The sequence below is a fragment of the Pseudomonas juntendi genome (assembly GCF_021560075.1).
GTDB lineage: Bacteria > Pseudomonadota > Gammaproteobacteria > Pseudomonadales > Pseudomonadaceae > Aquipseudomonas > Aquipseudomonas juntendi.
Genome location: NZ_CP091088.1, coordinates 3307147 through 3323345, shown reverse-complemented (window position 1 = coordinate 3323345; position 16199 = coordinate 3307147). Strand labels below are relative to the sequence as shown.

Genomic DNA, 16199 nt, shown 5'->3' with positions numbered 1-16199 from the left:
CATGCGGCAAACCAAGTTGACCAAGGCTGCGCGCGGCCGTGAGTGCCAGGTGCGCATTCCGGGCATCTGCAACGGCAATCCCGAGACCACCGTCTTGGCGCATTACCGCATGGCTGGCACTTGTGGGGCATGCAGCACATGCCACGATGTCTGCGACGGGCGTAGCAAAGCTATAGACCGAGAGACCGCGAGGCGTTACCACGCTGAGGGAGTGATGCGCACCCAGGCGATCCTGCTGGCTGAGGCGGTAGTGGTCGCATGAGCGCGACCCGGGAAGTGAAGTTGAGCGAGGCCGAGGTGCGCCGGCAGGCCGCCGATAAGTCGGTACGCGACCTGCGTGACCCACGGTATCCGGGATTGAGGTTTCGATTCGACCAGAGCCGGCAGGCTGGAACGTGGTTCCTGGTTGTTCGCCGCAAGTGGAACCGGCTAGCGCGCTTCCCTGAGTATGGTCCGGCGGCAATCTTTGCCGAGCTTCCCGGACTACGGCAGCGCCTGCTGTGCCGTCCGGACGAGATGGTTGCCCTGGCTGGTCTGGTGACATTTAACGACCTGCTGGTCTGGTTCAAGGAGCGCGTCGTAAGTGACGCGTCGCTATCCGATTCGTGGAAGAGCACTGTTCGCACTGTGATCGGTAAGCACTTACAGCCCCGCCTCGGTGAGTTGCCGATACTCGCCCTCACCCCAGCAGTGCTGGACAAGTCGTTGATGTGGCCGCTCCAGGCTGAATGCTCCACGTCCTACGTTCGGCAGATTTTCAGGGTGTTGAGCCTAGCAGTGAGCACGGCGCGGGCGCTTGGGCTAATTCCCAGCAATCCCATGGCTGAGATGAAGTTCACGAACTTCATCAAGACCAAGATCTCGCCGAAAGATGGGCGACTGCGCGCGGATCATCTGAACGAGGTAATGCCCGCGCTGGGCGCTCTCTTCAGCACTGCGCCTGTCGATGCCATGTTGGCGCTGCTGATGATCTGCCACGGCACCCGGGTTGGCGAGAGCCGTAGGGCAGAGTGGCCCGACTTCGCCCTGGGCCATGGCGAGTGGGTCATTCCCGCCAAGCACACCAAGACGCGCACCGAACACCGTTTGCCACTAACCCCGCAGATGTGCGCGCTGTTGCGCCGTTATCGGGCCGTCCAGCTCGATAGCGGATATACCGGTAAGTACCTGTTTCCAGGTCGTAAAGGGCAGCCCATGAGTGCCAGCCAGGCCTCGTCGGTATTCCGTCGTTTGGCCAGCCGCGAGTGGTCGAGCCATGACCTGCGGAAGGTGGCGCGTACCGCTTGGCTCGACATGGGGGTGGATGGCTTTATTGGCGAAATGCTGCTCAATCACTCGCTAGGGAAAGTTGCTGATACCTACATCAAAACCAAGGGCAACGGCTTGCGACGCGAGGCTCTGGAGCAATGGCATGAGTGGTTAGACGGGATTGGCTTTGCGTCAATTCATGGGTTGACGGGCGTGCAATCCGCAATTCCTCACAACGGGCCGCAAACCAAGCCGCGCAAGGCACGCAGCCCAATCAACGAATTAGTTACAGGGGAGAATGCACAACGTGAAAAAGAGCACCAACCGTGGCTTTGAGCAGCCCCGCTTGGACCTGATCAAGTGCCCGACATGCAAGGGCAGGGCAGTGGTGGAAGGCGTGTTTTTTGAGTTGGCATGCACGGATTGCAACGGGTCAGGTTGGGTTGTTGAAGGTTCCAGGTTGGTGCTTTCACTGGAGCACCTGGTGACCCAGCTCAGCTTCAAACTGCAAGCGGCAGAGCAAGAAATAAAGCAGATGAAAAGGCCTAGCGTGATGCAAGGGCCGGAGCAGCATTACCAAGGTTCCAACCGGCGCGGCGCGGGCGGATCCAACTTCACTGGGGATTGAGCGGCACATGAAAAAACGAACCTACACGGACAAGCCCTTGGGTGATACCGAGTACATGCTTGAGCAATGGGGGTGGTGGCGCATGGATGGGATGGGGGTACCGCGTTATGTCTCTCCGTTGTTCGCGTTGATGCGTGATCACGTGCCATCGGAAGGCGGACTGAAACAGTACGTCATCACCGATGATCTGGCATTGGCGGTAGACGGCGCTCTTGCCCGCCTGACCAAACGCGATCAGCAAATGGGCGACTTCCTTTGGCTCTACTTCGGGGCAAAATGGCCTGCTCTCCGTGTGGCCCGAGAAAGCAAAATAAGCGAAGCCAAGGCGCGGGAACTGATCAAGGCCGGAGTCGCCTGGATTGACTGCGCACTGGAGCAAGTGAGAGAGGCAGCTTAAAAAGTTCTTTCCGCGCGGATAAAGACCTGTTTCTATAGCAGCGTGTCCAGCTTGCAACGCAATGTGACACTGACGAACCCCGGCCAATGAGTCGGGGTTTTTCGTTGTGCGCCAGGCATGGCGCGTTGCGCGTAAGCGCAACCTGCTTGGCTGTGGTGGCCAAGCGGGTGACTTGGAGGTGAAAGTCCTCTACACACCCGGCAAGGGGAAGTGTTAGCCGGAGGCAAGGGTGTCGCGGGCGACTGCGAATCTGAAGGAAGCCCGAGGCAAAATGCTGGCCTGACGAACAGGAAGCGGATCAGGCGGCACAGCGGGGTTAGGCGGCAACAATCGCCAAAGCCCAATACTTGCACGGAACGCTGTGACGTAAATCCGACAGGCATAAGCAGGAAGGTCACGCGAATTACCCTGGGAGATCTGTACGTTTGCCATTGTGCTACCGCGCGTCGAAAGGCGACGGGATGAGCGTGCAGAAGTCAGCCGAAGCCGTAGTAAGTGGCGGATAACCGCGCCACCAAGGGCCGAACAGGTTATGCCGCTAGTAGGCGTCACTGTCTCGTTGGTAGCCGTAATGCAGAAATTTCCCACAGCGGAAACTGTCATCCCGAATCCCGGCCAGAAGCCGAGGGTGATGCCTGACAGTGCAAAGGTGCCGGCGGCGTCAGCGACGTGGACGAACGCGGAGCCGGACACGCTGATGGAGCGGGTGCTTGCACCGGCCAACCTCAGACGTGCGTATCAACGCGTGGTCAGCAACAAGGGAGCGCCGGGTGCCGATGGCATGACGGTCGCTGACTTGGCGGGCTACATGAAACAGTATTGGCCAACCCTCAAGGCCAGGCTACTGGCCGGTGAATACCATCCACAAGCAGTGCGAGCGGTTGAAATTCCCAAGCCGCAGGGCGGCACACGGCAACTGGGAATCCCCAGCGTCGTGGATCGCTTGATCCAGCAAGCCTTGCAGCAACAGCTCACGCTCATCTTCGACCCACTGTTCTCGGACTACAGTTATGGCTTCCGTCCGGGCAGAAGCACACATCAAGCTGTCGAGATGGCCCGTGCCCATGTGGCATCGGGACATCGGTGGTGCGTGGAAATCGATCTGGAAAAGTTCTTCGATCGAGTCAACCACGACATCCTCATGGCCTGTATCGAGTGCCGGGTCAAAGATAAGTGCGTACTTAGGCTTATCCGTCGCTACCTTGAAGCGGGAGTCATGTCAGGTGGTGTCGTTAGCCCACGGCAGGAAGGGACGCCGCAAGGCGGCCCGCTCTCGCCGCTGCTGTCGAATATCCTGCTCGATGAATTTGACCGCGAACTGGAGCGGCGGGGCCATCGCTTCGTGCGCTATGCCGATGACGCGAACATTTATGTGCGCAGTCCTCGGGCTGGCGAGCGAGTACTGGTCAGTGTCGAGCGCTTCCTGAACCAACGTTTGAAACTGACGGTGAATCAGAAGAAGAGTCGAGTCGCGAGAGCCTGGAAGTGTGACTACTTGGGCTATGGGATGAGCTGGCATCAGCAGCCAAGGCTGCGGGTGGCAACGATGAGCCTGGGTCGCCTGCGCGACCGGCTCGCAGAGCTGCTACGCGGTGCACGGGGTCGCAAGATGGCAAATACCATCGAGCGGATAAACCCTGTATTACGAGGCTGGGCGGGTTACTTCAAGCTCAGCCAGAGCAAACGGCCACTTGAGGAACTGGATGGCTGGCTCAGGCACAAACTCCGCTGTGCCATCTGGCGCCAATGGAAGCAGCCCTCTACGAGGGTGCGCAACCTGATGCGCCTGGGTCTAAGTGAAGAGCGTGCCTGCAAATCAGCCTCTAATGGTCGAGGCCCATGGTGGAACTCGGGAGCATCTCATATGAATCAGGCGCTGCCGAAGAAGCTATGGGATCGACTCGGACTGGTCTCGATACTGGATACGATCAACCGGCTTAGCCGCATAGCCTGAACCGCCGTGTACGGAACCGTACGCACGGTGGTGTGAGAGGACGGCGGGTGTGAACCCGCCTCCTACTCGATCCTGCGCTCAATGCGGCCATGGGCAAATGGGGCATCGTCACCAGACTGCGCCGCGCGGCCTTCCTAGCCCAGGTCGGACACGAGTCCGGGCAGTTCCGCTATGTGCGCGAGCTGGGCAGTGACAAGTACCTGTCCAAGTACGACACCGGCCCCCTGGCCGCGCGCCTGGGCAACACGCCCGAAGCCGACGGCGACGGGCAGAAGTGTCGCGGCCACGGTCTGATCCAGATCACTGGGCGCGACAACCACGCTCGCTGCGGTGAGGCCCTGGGTCTGGATCTGCTCAACCACCCCGAACTGCTCGAGCAGCCAGAGCATGCGGCGAACTCGGCGGCCTGGTTCTGGCATAAGGAGGGGCTGAACAGCTTGGCCGATAAGGGCGACATCCTGGCCATCACCAAGCGCATCAACGGCGGTACCAATGGCCTAGAGGATCGCAAGGCAATCTACAAGCGGGCGCTCGAGGTGCTGCAATGAGCGTCTGGATCACCCGACTGGTGTTCGGGGCAGCGCTACTGATCGCGTGCGCTGCCGGTGCCCGGGCAGCCTGGGTGTGGCAGGCCAATGTGTACAAGACGCAGCTTGCCGAGCAGACCGATGACTTCGGCCGGCAGTTAGCGGCGAAGGATAGGACGCATGGCTTGGAGCGAGAGAAGGCAGCAGCTGCAGCGCTAGATCAACTGGCTGACCAGCAGGGCGCACGCCGTGCCTTAGAGGATCGCCTGCAGGCTCAGGCCCAAACGCATTGGAAGGAGATGGAAGATGCTCAAGAAACTCAAGCTCTCCTGCGTGACCGGCTTGCTACCGCTGATCTGCGGCTGTCAGTCCTTGTCGACGCCGGAGCCCTTGCCGCCACGGGTTGTGACGGTGGGGTGCGAAAAGCCCCCGGTACCGGAGGCGTGGTACATGGCGCCGTACGCGCCCAACTTGACCGAGCGAATGCTCAACGAATTGTCGCCATCACCGACGAAGGCGACCGGGGGTTGATCGCATTGAACGCTTGTCAGGCCTATATACGTGCGCTGAGCCCATGATGGATTCTTTCGAATTCTAAAGTCTGAGTCAAAGAAGATGCTGCCTTAAGCCTGCTCAGTGTCGAGAGGAGTCCTTGCTAGCCGTGTGGATTCAATAGTAATCTTGTTTTAACATCATTGCTCATAGGTATCATATGGCTACGCTGGCTGAAGAACTCGCTTTCACGACTGTTCGGCTTGAAGGTGTTACTCCGACTGGGGTGTCAGTGGGTACTGGTTTTCTATTTTTTAAAGATCAACGTTTGTTCGTGGTCACAAACAAGCATGTGGTTGGGGAGGTAATTCAGGGGAAGTTTGAATTGTTGCTTCAAAAGGCAGGCGCAAACGAGCCGGAGTATGGAAGTTCTGTAGAAGTTAAATTTTCGAAAAATAACTTTGTCGGGCATCCTGATCTAGATGTGGATGTAGCTGTGATGAACTTGTCTGATGTGATCTCAAGATTCGAAAAGGAAGGGGCGCCTGCTTACTTTAGGTACTTGTGTGTTGATAACTATCCAAGCGACGCGGAGCTAGAGAAATTCATTGGGCCAATGGAGGAGATTATTTTTATAGGGTATCCTAGTGGTATATGGGACTCTGTAAATAAGACGCCAGTCGCTCGTAGGGGGATGACAGCTACTCCTTGCTATGTGGATTTTGAAGGCACAAAGACATTTCTCATTGATGCATCCGTTTTTCCTGGCTCTAGTGGTAGTCCTGTATTCATCTATTACGCGGGATCTCATCCAGACAAAGAAGGGAATCTCTATGCAGGTAATAGAGTGCATTTCCTTGGTCTGATATCGAGTGTTTATCATCGAAATGAAGAAGGTGATATCAAAGTCGTCGCCGTCCCCACTGCTCAGAGAGCTTACGCAGAGATAAAGCAAATGATTGATATTGGGGTTGTGTTCAAGTGGTATACGATAACGGAGGCAATAGATTTTTACTTGTCAGTAGTGAGTCGCTCATTAACTAACAGGGTGTCAGATTACTCGCCTGGCTGGAATCGATGGTGAGTAGATGTTCGGTTGTGCTGATTAATTTTAAGGGATGGGTGAATGCCATCCCGTCATTGAGATAGGTTTCTACTCCGTGCAAAACCTCTGTCGGCTATAACGCGCATGGGAATATGGCGATCAAAAATAATGGGCCGCCATATCGTTTCCGTGGTTTTTTGCTGAACATCGGTCATTTCCTCTGACGGGCTAGTTGCTGCTCTACTTCATCGAGCATCTTTAGCGCCATGCGGTAGTCTGGGCTGGACCCAGCTCGGTCCTTGACATATATTAGGTCTGTCCTAGCCCTCGCTAGATCACCAAGACTTGCATAGCCTATTGCTCTGAATACGTACGGGGTTAGCCATCGGGGCTCGCGATTTATTGTTTTTGAAGACTCTTGGATTAAGGTTGGCCATTGTTGCTCCCTGTTCAGGGTTAAAAGTTTAGTAAAGTCTTGAGCTTCAGGGCCTCCAACAATTGTCTGTATGTGACTGCCGTTTTGTATTTTTCGAATGCCCTCGTACGTAAAGTAGTCTTTGATGTCCAGTGAAAAGTCTATAGACTTTTTGTTTAATGCGTCTAATTGTTTCTGTTTGCTATCTAGCTGTTTTTTGTATGTTTCTATATCGGAAATTAGCTTGTCGTTGCCCTGTACGAGGATGTCTATTTTCTCGTCTTTTTTGCTGTCTTGTTTGTCGGAAATTATACTGGTTCCGATGGTTGCAATAACTACAAGTATTGCGCCTAGGTAACCTGTTCCTTTAAATATCATACTCCAAAACTCAATGCTCATTTCTGGTCCTTAATTAATTTAAAAACATAACATTTGTGATGGTTTCGGGGTGACGTAGGCGCTGCAGCTCGAGCGCGACTCATCGTTGCTGAGCTCGCACCAATTGAGCAGGCGGTGGCCGCCTACGTCGCTTGTGCAGCTGAGAAGCTGCGTGCCCAAGGTTCCGTGTGCAAACGCATGCGAGTGAGCATTCGTACCGGCATGCACTAATCCGGACGAGTCACATCATGCTCAGGGCGCTCTGGTCGAGTTGCCTTATCCCACTAATGACACGCGCAGCTTACCCGCCTGGCCACTGAGGCGGTAGGCCGAATTTTCCGAGAGGGCTACCGCTACAGTAAAGCAGAGGTGCTGCTGGATCTGCGGCAGCCTGGGGAATTTCAGAGGACTTGTTTGCGCCCAAGCAGCCTGTCGAGTGTGACTGGCTGATGCAGGTAATGAACACTATCAACGGGCGGTGGGGGAAAGGCACAGTAAGAGTCGCCAGCGTACCGGCGTGCCCTGACTGGGCAATGAGACGCGACATGATGAGCAGGCATACACCACGCGGGTTGATCATCTTGGGATGATACGTGGATGGACCACCCTAGTGCTTGGCTGGCCGAGCTAAATGACCAGACAGCGCTGCTCACTGGTCCCGACGCCTGGGCAGCGTTTTTATGCGTCACCGCCCAAGCGGTTGCCGGGCGAGGTGATGTTGATGCTGGTCAGCCAGCGGACATGCTGGAGCTCGTTAGACGGGAAGATTGTAGGGGTGGACATTTTGGAGTGGGGCGAAGCATCGATGGCGACAGCGTCGACGGAAGGGTAAAAGCTCTCAAAAATCAATTCCGCAACTGAATCGTGCCCCCTTGAGTTCAGGGGGGGCAAGAGCTTTCAAAAATACACGGTTGCGGAATTTTTAATTGTTCAAATCATTGATTTGAAAAGAAATTTAGATCGGATTGCAAATCCGTCTACGCCGGTTCGATTCCGACCTCGGCCTCCACATTCGAAAGCCCCGCAGATTAACGTCTGCGGGGTTTTTATTTGCGCGTCAAAAAATGCCAAAAGTGCCTTAACTAATGGCACCTACCGCTAATGCCTGTCAGTTAAGCGTTACTGGGGCTGCTTTGCGGCCCTTCGCGGGCACGCCCGCTCCCACACGTTTCAAGCGCTGAACTCAAGAAATGCGCGATCCCCTGTGGGAGCGGGCGTGCCCGCGAAGGGCCGCAAAGCGGCCCCAGTAACGCTTAACTGACAGGCATTAGCCCTACGCCTGATTGCGTACTGCTGAGCCCCGGCCATGACGCTGTCTTGCGCCCCTTACGAGGCGCACGTGCGGGCTGGCCGAAATCAAGCTGTTGCTGGCATGCTTGTCTGCGCACGAAAGGGAGCAAAGGGTGCCCGTAATGAATCGTTCTTGCACTACCTACTACTTGGAAATGACTTCGGCTTCAGACCTGCAGGCAAAGCCCCAGCGGCATGACCTACAGATTATCGAGTGCGAAGTGCCTCAGGCGCTATTCAACAAATTCCTCTACCAGCTCGTAGGCGCGTCCTGGGAATGGGGCGATCTTGATACCTGGCATGACGCCGATTGGCAGGCACTCGTTGAGCAGGATTGCCATCGAACGTGGGTTGCCTACCACCGAGGTGCAATTGCCGGCTACTACGAGCTTTATCGCCCCGATGGCCGTAACAGTGAGATCCGATATTTCGGGCTGGCGCCGCAGTTCATTGGGTGCGGGTTCGGCGGGGCGCTGTTGAGCCACGCCGCCCTATCTGCATGGGAGTGGCCTGGCACAGAGCGGGTATGGGTGCACACGTGCACACTTGACCATCCTGCTGCCCTTCAAAATTATCAGGCACGGGGATTTCGCATTTACAAGCAGGTGGAGGAAGCAGGCTAATGAGCGCCTGCGAAGCGGGAAGCCCGGCTACCCGCTTCAAAACCCCAGGTCCCCCTGACGGTCCCGATCATTGGCAGGCTCTATCAACTCCGCCCCCTCGTTGCGAACATTGCCCACTGCTTTTCCAACCGGAAACCAGCGGAAATCCTGTGCGGGGCGGCAGCCTTTTTCGATGATCGTCGCCGCACGTTGCGCCGATGTGGCGGGGTCCAGCCATTCCCTTGCCAGTTGCGGCGTCAGCACCAGAGGCTTTCGGTCGTGGATGTCGATAAGCCCCTGGTCTGCGGCTGCAGTGATGATCACGAAGCCATCGCGCTCATCCGGTGCCACGCCGTGGTGCACCTCTGCCAGCGCCGCAAAGAAAAGCGGGCCGCCGTCGGCACTGGTGATGTAGCAGGGCTGCTTGCGCTTTGGGTCCGCTGGATCCGCGAGCCACTCAAACCAACCATTGGCAGGCGCCAGGGCTCTGCCGTTCGGCCAAAGCGCCTTGAAGAACTTACCTGTCACTGCCGTCTCGGCTCGAGCATTGATCGGATCCGGGCGCTTGCCTTTGGCCCAGGCAGGCGACCAACCCCACTTGACCCGATCCACGTACAAACCGTCACCACGCTGGCGAACGAGTTCCACGCGCGTGGACGGCGCAACGTTGTAGCGGTTGATCGGCTCGTGGTCGTAGCCATTGATCACCACCAGGTCCAGCGCGAGCTGGCGCAGGTAGTGATCCATCGACTCGTAGATCGAGTAGCGCCCGCACATAATCCACCTCTCGTCCGTCAGAATTTTCGCCGTGCGTGATTGACCGCATGCCCAATGCCGGATTTACTGTATATGCATACAGTTTGCATTGGACTTTCCGTCATGACCATCACCTATCTCGGTCCGCCGACTGGCGGCACCGAATCCTTCCCGCAGTACTCGTTCCACGTTCCGGCCGGTTTCCCTTCGCCTGCCGCAGACCACCTGGAAGGCCATATTTCCCTGGATGAGCTGTTCGACATCCGCGCACCCCATGTGTATCTGGTGAAAGTTGAAGGCGACAGCATGCAAGGCGCTGGCATCTACTCAGGTGATCTGGTCATCGTAGACCGTGGCCGTGAGGCGGAGCACGGCGACATCGTCATTGCCGCGGTCAACTGCGAGCCGGTGTGCAAGCGCCTGCACCGCCGCGACGGGGTGGTGATCCTCAAGTCTGAAAACCCCGCTTACCCGGCGCGGTACATCATGGAAGGGGATGACTTCGTGGTATGGGGCGTTGTGCGTTACAGCGTTCGTGACCATGCGCAGTGACCCGGTTTTCGCGCTCATCGACTGCAATGCGTTCTACGCGAGCTGCGAGCGTGTGTTCAGGCCCGACCTGGCCAAGACCCCGATCGTGGTGCTGAGCAACAATGACGGCTGCGTGATTGCCAGGTCATACGACGCAAAACCCTTCGTGAAGATGGGCGAACCGTATTTCCAGGCCAAGGACAAATTACGCCGCCACGGCATCAAGGCTTTCAGTAGCAATTACGCGCTGTATGGCGACATGAGCGAGCGCGTCATGTCGCTGATCGAGTCGATGGTGCCTGCCGCCGAGGTCTACAGTATCGATAAGAGTAAGTTGTATAGTGCGGACGCCTAAGCTATTGAGTTCTATCTATGGACATTGTTAAGCGTCCCAGGGGCGTTGAATGGCGACGCTAGAGCGCATTCATTTCGTGCCCCATTACCTCGTGCGCAGAGAGAACGCCGTCGCATACTCCCCCAGTAGCAGCCGGCCATCCATTGAGGGCTTGCCCCAAATCTTTTGGGCAGACTATGCACCTTGGAGGGAGGCAAACCTGTGGGCAGTGGAGCGAGCAACGACTGGTGACGCTTCTCTTAAGACCGTTGCCAGTAACATGAATGGCCTTCTCAATTACGCTAAATTTCTTGAATCTCGTGATTTGCAGTGGTTCGAGTTTCCCGCTCGCAAAGCTGACCGCTGCCTGGTGCTATACCGAGGGGCGTTGATCAAGATGCGCGATGCCGGCCAGATCGGCCCATCCACGGCGTCTGAGTACATGCGCAATTGCATCATGTTCTATCGGTGGGTAAGGCATAGGGAGCTTCTTTCTCCACACGTCCAGCTGTGGCGGGAAAAACCCTACGTCGTTAAATACTTCGACCGGGTGGGGTTCGAGCGAACGATCAGCGGAACCACCACCGACCTCAGCATCCCGAACCGTAAGCGCCCAGGCCAAACGCTTGAAGATGGGCTGTTGCCAGTCTCGGAGACCGATCGCGATGCAATTCTGGATTTCGCCGCAGAGAACGCCACGCCCGAGCTCTACCTCATGTTGGCCCTTGGATTTTTTACCGGGATGCGGCTCGGCAGCATCTGTGATCTCAAGATTCAGTCTCTGGAGCGCGCCGCCCCCGACCCTTCCGCTGAAGGGCTTCTACGCCTTGCAGTTGGTCCAGGCGCAGCTCCGCCAGTGCACACGAAATTCGGTGTGACTGGCCAGGTCTGGATACCCGAAGCGTTGCGTGATGAATTGCTGGAATATGCCAAAGGCTGGCGGAGGATGGAACGAGAGGCGAAAGCCTCGCCCGAGAATCGTGATTTGCTGTTCTTGACCCGCTTTGGTAACGCCTATGGCAGGCGCGGCACCGATCAGTCATCTGCTGTGAATGTTGAGATGTCCGAGTTTCGAAAACGGGGCGTCAAAGCAGAACTACAGGTGCTCCGTAAATTCCGCTTCCATCAGTCGCGCTGCACCTTCGGTACCGAATTGGCACGTCTGGCGCTATCGGCTTGTGCCGATGTCGCTATTGTAATTGCGACGGTCAGCGACGCGTTGCTCCATGGGCCTAACTCTGAAGCCACCACCTTCAAATACATCCGATTCGTACAGGCACTGCCGATCAAACAAGCCCTCTCAAATAGCTTCATGGCGGCATTTAGCGGGATCGGCGCTGGGGCGCGGCACGATGGATAGTTCCGAATTCGACCTCACTTTCCCGATGCTTGAGTATGGGGCCACTGAAACGCCCTGGGACCTCCGGCCGCTGCTGTTTCGCGGAGGTGCAGCAGCAAAGGTGAAGCATGTGGGCCGCCAGATCGCGCAGGGCGAACTCGGCAGTCCCTTGCCGGAACGTTTCGAGCTGGTGACGCAGCTGCATGAGCACATGACTGACGACCTTGCTGGTGGCGGAAGTCGCTTCTCGGTGCAGAACAAGATCAGTGCATTGCGCCGATTCTTTGCCTGGATCGATTCAGAAAACGTGAATCTCAGTCTCGAGACGGCGGCCGACACGTTCATTCGTTGGACCGATCACTTGCTCCAGCGTCATCGAGTCGAACGCAATTTCAGCGATGGGTCCCTGTACGATCTCACCAGGCTCACGGCGACGATGCTGGACCGAGCATTGGACCGCCAAGCAAGCCTGAGCAAGAGCACACGTATTCGCAAGCCGCGCGGCAAAGGCAAGGTACATACGAGCAAAGCGGACAAGCAGAATCTGCAAAACACCTTCGCATTCGGACACCTTCTAGCTGACGTATGCGAGGCATTGACCTGGAGGGGGACAATGGCCCCCCTCCCAGTTTGTATTTCGTTACGCACCGGCCAAGTGCTGGAACTATGGTCGGGATTGCAGAGCCCCGAGAAAGTAGCGGCCCGCCGTACCAGGCCGCAAAACCAAGCGCAAATCGAAGCATCCCTGGCGGCGCGTGCCGCCCACGATGCAGATCGGACACTGCGGACCCGTTTCCCCATCGTCAATTTACGGATCGAGAGTGAATTGCTGATGTTCATCGCCCAGACCGGTCTGAACCTCCAGCAAGCACATACCCTGCGGGTTGAGCAGTTTCATTACACCAGCCACATAGACGGCTACCAGGTACGTACCTACAAAAATCGACGGGAAGGAGAAGTGCTATTCGAGATCTTTGCCAGTTATCGAGAGTGGTTCGAGCGCTATCTCGAATGGCGTTCCGAATGGTTTCCCAATGAGCCGGATGGTTTGCTCTTTCCGCTTATACGTAGCGGGGGACGAATCCTAGAAGAGGCGACGCAGTTCACGAACGTTACGCGCATCTGCCGCGAGCTTGGCATACCGATAGTGAGACCGCGAAAACTGCGCGGGACGCGCATCAACTGGTTGCTTCGGGAGTCCCAGAATCCCCAACAGGTTGCGGAGTTGGCCCAGCATACGGTGCAAACGCTGATACGCGTATATGCCGACCCCCATCCGCAGATCGCTATGGTGGAAATTACGCGCTTCCATCAGCAAACCGATCCGTCCCTTTCACCTCCTGCTCCTGGTAGATGTGTATCGGCCACACCTGAACCAGTGGGCACGATGCCGAAGAATGGTCCGCGACCCGACTGCATCAATGCTGCCGGTTGCCTGTTCTGTACCCAGCACCGGGATATCGAAAGTGAGGATCATGTGTGGTCTCTCGGTAGCTTGCGCCACCTCAAATCGCTTGAACTGGCACGCTACCGCCCATCCAGTTCGGGTAAGCACCTGACGACAGAGCATCCGGCCCTGCTGGTGATCGATCGGCTGACGGCCAAACTGCGCTTCTTCGAAGAAAGTAGCGAGGTCCGCAGGCTTTGGGTCGAAGAAGCCAGAGCGCGCATAAGTGAAGGTGACTACCACCCGGCCTGGGATGGCTTCATCCGATTGGCAGAACTGCGACAAAGATCAGCATGACGAAAAATATTCTTTCCGAACTTGGCCTCGGCATCGACTCGCCCCTAGCGATTCCTGATGCGCCGAACTACCGTCCGCCGTGCTGGCCACCGCAGCGTGATTGGCCGGTCATCATAGATGCCGCTGGCCAGGTGGTGAGCCGTTGGGGCGATGCCATTTGGCGGCTCGACCCATGGGCGGGAAAACGGCTCACTCTCAATTTCGGCGATGGCCCAGCTAAGAAATATGTCGCCGCGATCGATCCTGCGAACGCCGATTTATTGCGGACCGTAATCGGCTGGTGGCTATACGGCCCCAATGGAGCCCGTGGATACCGAGGCCTGAAAACGCGCTTCGACCAGATGCGTCGGCTGTTCGTCTTGTGCACTCAAGAAGGCATTCTCGCATCCGAACTGAGTCATTTTCCGCGCGTTGCCGACCGTCTCCCGGAGGTGCTCCAGGCTTCCCGGTCCGGTGAGTTCTTGGCATTGCTGCACGAACTGTACGAGCGGCGGGATGCGCTGGGGTTCACCTTGTTGGATCGCGCAGGGTTGGCACGCCTCGCAGCGGCCATGCCCGACCACCAGAAGCTCCAGACCCCCTATATCCCGCCCCGCATTTGGCACTATCAAATCACACGCTTGCGCGAATGCCTGGATGACTTTTTGGCGCATCGAGGCCAAGTCGAGGAGTGCTTCCGCTTCTGTCTGGCTGCCTATCGGCACAACTCTGCCAGTCTCCAAGGACAACGCAGGCCACAATCGTTCTATCCGTTTCAGTGGCCGTCGGATGGATCAAACGGAAAGTGGACTGGGCGGCAGTACTACGGCCCATTCATCGACACCGCGCATCGGTTTGGCATGGTGGAACTATTTCGTCGCTGGCTGGGAGTGAGCGACGACGAAATTCGCATTCAAACTCTGAGTCGCTACCTCAACCTCGTGAGTCGATCTGGACTGTGCTATCTGCTGAACTTCAGCCTCATGCGAGTCGAAGAGGCTTGGAACCTGCGCGCCGATTGCTTGCACATAGAACGTGATCCGCAGTTTGGCGACATCCATGTATTGTGCGGACGAACGACCAAGACGATGTCGGATTCTGAGGCACTTTGGGTGACGTCCCCGTCAGCTCAGGTGGCAGTTGAAGCCATGCGTGTGGTCGCAGACCTCCGCGCAGAATGCGACTCTCCCCCCGGCGAGGCCTCGGTGCCGGATGATCCGGCCAAGCGCTATCTGCTTGATTATTGCCTTGAACCGTGGGGAACGAAGTTCACCAAGATCAACCGCACGATTCGGCCATCGATTCCGAGCTATGCCCATGTGCTTCAGTGGTTCGACAAGCTGTTCGACCGTGAGCAATTGCGCATTACGCCGGAAGATTTCGAATTGGCTCGGTTGGTGACGCCGACGCTGACCGACGAGTTTGCGGTCGGCAAAATCTGGCCGTTGGCCTGGCATCAACTCCGACGAACCGGCGCAGTGAATATGCAGGCATCCGGGCTGGTCAGCGACGCTTCATTGCAGTTTCAGCTAAAGCACGTCGCCAGAGCGATGAGTCTCTACTACGGGCAAAACCATTCCAGGGTACGGCTGGAAGAGAAGGCCCATACCTACTACGTCCGCACCATGTACGAAACTTTGGGTAGGCAGCTGCAACAGCTGACGAGCAACCGATTCGTCAGCCCCCACGGCGAGAAGCGAAAATCTGAGATTGTCCGCCTGATCTCAGCCTCTGATGCTAAGAAAGCGATCAATCTGGCTAAGAAGGGGACGGTCACTCATCGACCGATTTTGCTGGGCATCTGCACGAGCCGTACCCCCTGTCCCTATGGGGGCATCGACAATATCGCTCGCTGCGGAGGGGGCGATTCCCCCGGAGAAACCAAACCATGTGCGGACGTTCTCTATGACCCCGAGCAACTCGACGAAGTCGAAGTGTTGGAGGCGGTATTGGATGAGCGCCTGGCCGCTGCCGAGGTAGATAGTCCGCTAAGGACTTCGTTGGAAGCCCAGAAACGTAGTGTGGAGAATTATCGCCATGTCATCCGGCAAACCTGAATCCGCTGACTCGGCTAAGCGAATGAGTGCCGGCGAGCAGTATCGCGCAGCGTTCGAGCGGCTGAAGAGCAACAAGCCCGAACGACTGCCGAAGGGGACGCCTGTAAGTCAGAACAACGTTGCCAAGGAAGCCGGCAGCGACCCCTCTGCACTGAAAAAAGCTCGTTTCCCCCTACTGATCGCTGAGATCCAAAAGTACGTGGAAGGACACGCTGAGCAACGTCCGCCATCAGTGCGCCAAGTCAACTTATTAGCCCGCAGAAAAAATCGTGGACTTCGAGAACGGATCGAGGAAATCACGCAGCAGCGTGACCACCTAGCCAGCCTACTCGGTGAGGCCGACGCCACCATTCTTGAGCTGTACGACCGTATTGCGGACTTGGAGCGCCAACTGCCGGCCTCCAATGTGCTTCCTCTTAATCCGCGAGGCCACAAAAAACTTTGAAACGGAGAGCTCGCAATATTCGAAAGAAACACAGCCAT

Annotated in this window: 15 protein-coding genes and 3 pseudogenes; 16 read left to right on the top strand and 2 right to left on the bottom strand. The window is 56.9% G+C overall.

What is annotated here, in order from left to right; translation table 11 throughout:
* Nucleotide 1 precedes the first annotated feature (1 nt).
* From L1P09_RS15420 to L1P09_RS15385, 8 genes and pseudogenes are all read left to right on the top strand, one after another.
* Nucleotides 2–262: a DUF1364 domain-containing protein gene (locus L1P09_RS15420; RefSeq protein ID WP_235767811.1), complete on the top strand. Its 261-nt coding sequence runs from the start codon at nucleotides 2–4 to the stop codon at nucleotides 260–262.
* Nucleotides 259–1584, top strand: coding sequence for a tyrosine-type recombinase/integrase (locus L1P09_RS15415; protein WP_235767810.1), 1326 nt, complete (start codon nucleotides 259–261; stop codon nucleotides 1582–1584). Before L1P09_RS15420 ends, L1P09_RS15415 begins: the two co-directional genes overlap by 4 nt.
* Nucleotides 1556–1876 carry a hypothetical protein gene (locus L1P09_RS15410; protein ID WP_027915053.1) on the top strand — a complete coding sequence of 107 codons (321 nt, stop codon included), beginning with the start codon at nucleotides 1556–1558 and terminating at the stop codon, nucleotides 1874–1876. Before L1P09_RS15415 ends, L1P09_RS15410 begins: the two co-directional genes overlap by 29 nt.
* Before the next feature lie 7 nt (nucleotides 1877–1883).
* Nucleotides 1884–2273, top strand: coding sequence for an antiterminator Q family protein (locus L1P09_RS15405; protein WP_181104861.1), 390 nt, complete (start codon nucleotides 1884–1886; stop codon nucleotides 2271–2273).
* A gap of 532 nt (nucleotides 2274–2805) precedes the next feature.
* Nucleotides 2806–4227, top strand: coding sequence for a group II intron reverse transcriptase/maturase (ltrA, locus tag L1P09_RS15400; RefSeq protein WP_222186725.1), 1422 nt, complete (start codon nucleotides 2806–2808; stop codon nucleotides 4225–4227).
* 71 nt (nucleotides 4228–4298) lie between these two features.
* Nucleotides 4299–4775 (top strand): annotated as a pseudogene (locus tag L1P09_RS15395) (glycoside hydrolase family 19 protein); the annotation flags it as partial.
* Nucleotides 4772–5332 (top strand): lysis protein, encoded by a 561-nt coding sequence (locus L1P09_RS15390; RefSeq protein ID WP_235767809.1) that lies wholly within the window; start codon nucleotides 4772–4774, stop codon nucleotides 5330–5332. The pseudogene L1P09_RS15395 and the gene L1P09_RS15390, both read left to right, overlap by 4 nt.
* A 134-nt stretch (nucleotides 5333–5466) precedes the next feature.
* Nucleotides 5467–6330, top strand: a complete 864-nt coding sequence (locus L1P09_RS15385; RefSeq protein WP_235767808.1) for a trypsin-like serine peptidase — start codon at nucleotides 5467–5469, stop codon at nucleotides 6328–6330.
* Nucleotides 6331–6502: 172 nt separating this feature from the next.
* On the opposite strand, the gene L1P09_RS15380 is transcribed toward L1P09_RS15385, so the two are convergent.
* Entirely contained in the window at nucleotides 6503–7105 is a 603-nt protein-coding gene (locus L1P09_RS15380; protein WP_235767807.1) for a hypothetical protein, read from the bottom strand.
* An 84-nt stretch (nucleotides 7106–7189) separates the two neighbouring features.
* On the opposite strand from L1P09_RS15380, the pseudogene L1P09_RS15375 reads away from it, so the two are divergent.
* Both L1P09_RS15375 and L1P09_RS15370 read left to right on the top strand, forming a co-directional pair.
* Nucleotides 7190–7715, top strand: a pseudogene (locus tag L1P09_RS15375) (DUF4113 domain-containing protein); the annotation flags it as partial.
* Between the two features lie 781 nt (nucleotides 7716–8496).
* Nucleotides 8497–8997 carry a GNAT family N-acetyltransferase gene (locus L1P09_RS15370; RefSeq protein WP_054906291.1) on the top strand — a complete coding sequence of 167 codons (501 nt, stop codon included), beginning with the start codon at nucleotides 8497–8499 and terminating at the stop codon, nucleotides 8995–8997.
* Between the two features lie 36 nt (nucleotides 8998–9033).
* Here L1P09_RS15370 and L1P09_RS15365 read toward each other — a convergent pair whose 3' ends face one another.
* Entirely contained in the window at nucleotides 9034–9753 is a 720-nt protein-coding gene (locus tag L1P09_RS15365; RefSeq protein ID WP_009682125.1) for an SOS response-associated peptidase family protein, read from the bottom strand.
* A 102-nt stretch (nucleotides 9754–9855) separates the two neighbouring features.
* Between L1P09_RS15365 and L1P09_RS15360 the strand changes: the two genes are divergently transcribed.
* From L1P09_RS15360 to L1P09_RS15335, 6 genes and pseudogenes are all read left to right on the top strand, one after another.
* Nucleotides 9856–10284, top strand: a complete 429-nt coding sequence (locus tag L1P09_RS15360; RefSeq protein WP_009682126.1) for a LexA family protein — start codon at nucleotides 9856–9858, stop codon at nucleotides 10282–10284.
* Nucleotides 10274–10591, top strand: a pseudogene (locus tag L1P09_RS15355) (Y-family DNA polymerase); the annotation flags it as partial. The gene L1P09_RS15360 and the pseudogene L1P09_RS15355, both read left to right, overlap by 11 nt.
* A gap of 76 nt (nucleotides 10592–10667) precedes the next feature.
* Nucleotides 10668–11957 carry a site-specific integrase gene (locus L1P09_RS15350; RefSeq protein ID WP_034039555.1) on the top strand — a complete coding sequence of 430 codons (1290 nt, stop codon included), beginning with the start codon at nucleotides 10668–10670 and terminating at the stop codon, nucleotides 11955–11957.
* Nucleotides 11950–13680, top strand: coding sequence for a site-specific integrase (locus L1P09_RS15345; protein WP_034039553.1), 1731 nt, complete (start codon nucleotides 11950–11952; stop codon nucleotides 13678–13680). The genes L1P09_RS15350 and L1P09_RS15345 overlap by 8 nt, the downstream gene beginning before the upstream one ends.
* Nucleotides 13677–15716 (top strand): hypothetical protein, encoded by a 2040-nt coding sequence (locus L1P09_RS15340; protein WP_034039551.1) that lies wholly within the window; start codon nucleotides 13677–13679, stop codon nucleotides 15714–15716. The genes L1P09_RS15345 and L1P09_RS15340 overlap by 4 nt, the downstream gene beginning before the upstream one ends.
* A complete protein-coding gene (locus tag L1P09_RS15335) occupies nucleotides 15697–16161 on the top strand; it encodes a hypothetical protein (RefSeq protein WP_235767806.1) in 465 nt (154 codons plus the stop codon). Before L1P09_RS15340 ends, L1P09_RS15335 begins: the two co-directional genes overlap by 20 nt.
* Nucleotides 16162–16199 lie beyond the last annotated feature (38 nt).